The organism is Dactylosporangium sp. NPDC050688 (genome assembly GCF_040654515.1).
Classification (GTDB): domain Bacteria; phylum Actinomycetota; class Actinomycetes; order Mycobacteriales; family Micromonosporaceae; genus Dactylosporangium.
In genome coordinates, this window is sequence record NZ_JBFAIC010000188.1 from 1 (window position 1) to 1230 (window position 1230).

The window sequence follows — 1230 nt, forward strand, 5'->3', positions numbered from 1 at the left end:
CATCACGGTGTGGGGTGTGCGGGACAGTGACTCGTGGCGTTCCAACGAGAGCCCGCTGCTGTTCGACGGCGGCGGCAACAAGAAGGCCGCCTACACCTCGGTCCTCAACGCGCTCAACGCCGCCGGCCCGACCACCTCACCGACGGTGAGCCCGACGACGAGCACCCCGCCCGGCACACCGGGCGGCACCAACGAGATCGTCGGCTCGCAGTCCGGCAGGTGCTTCGACGTGCCCAACGCGACGCAGACCAACGGCACGCGGGTGCAGCTGTACGACTGCCACGGCCAGAGCAACCAGCAGTGGACGTACACGTCGAGCAAGCAGTTGCGGGTGTACAGCAACAAGTGCCTGGACGCCAACGGCAACGGCACCGCCAACGGCACGGCCGTCATCATCTGGGACTGCAACAGCGGGACCAACCAGCAGTGGAACGTGAACTCCAACGGCACCATCAGCGGCGTGCAGTCCGGGCGCTGCCTCGACGTGTGGGGCACCGGCAACGGCCAGCAGATCCAGCTCTACGACTGCCACGGCCAGGCCAACCAGCAGTTCCGGCTGGTCTCCCTGGGCGGCCCGACCTCACCGCCGCCGTCCTCGCCGTCGCAGTCGCCGGGCGGGTCGTGCTCGCTGCCGTCGTCGTACCGCTGGTCGTCGACGGGCCCGCTGACCAACCCGCAGAACGGGTGGGTGTCGCTCAAGGACTTCACCAACGTCGTGTACAACGGCAAGCACCTGGTGTACGCGTCGAACGTCTCGTCGGGCGGATCGTACGGCTCGATGGCGTTCAGCCCGTTCACGAACTGGTCCGACATGGCCTCGGCCACCCAGACCGGGATGAGCCAGGGCACGGTGGCGCCCACGCTGTTCTACTTCGCCCCGAGAAACATCTGGGTGCTGGCCTACCAGTGGGGTCCCAACGCGTTCAACTACAAGACCTCCAGCGACCCGACCAACCCCAACGGCTGGTCCTCCCCGCAGGCACTGTTCACCGGCAGCATCACCGGCTCCAACACCGGCGTCATCGACCAGACCCTCATCGGCGACAGCCAGAACATGTACCTGTTCTTCGCCGGTGACAACGGCAAGATCTACCGGGCCAGCATGCCGATCGGCAACTTCCCCGGCAACTTCGGCTCCAGCTACACCACGATCATGAGCGACTCGACGAACAACCTGTTCGAGGGGGTCGAGGTCTACAAGGTCCAGGGCCAGAACCAGTACCTGATGAT

1 protein-coding gene is annotated in these 1230 nt (G+C 65.9%); it reads left to right on the forward strand.

Translation table 11 applies throughout. The features are described from left to right. Positions 1-16 precede the first annotated feature (16 nt). On the forward strand, positions 17-1230 hold a 1214-nt coding region (locus AB0H83_RS51880), incomplete at its 3' end, for a non-reducing end alpha-L-arabinofuranosidase family hydrolase (protein ID WP_360111497.1).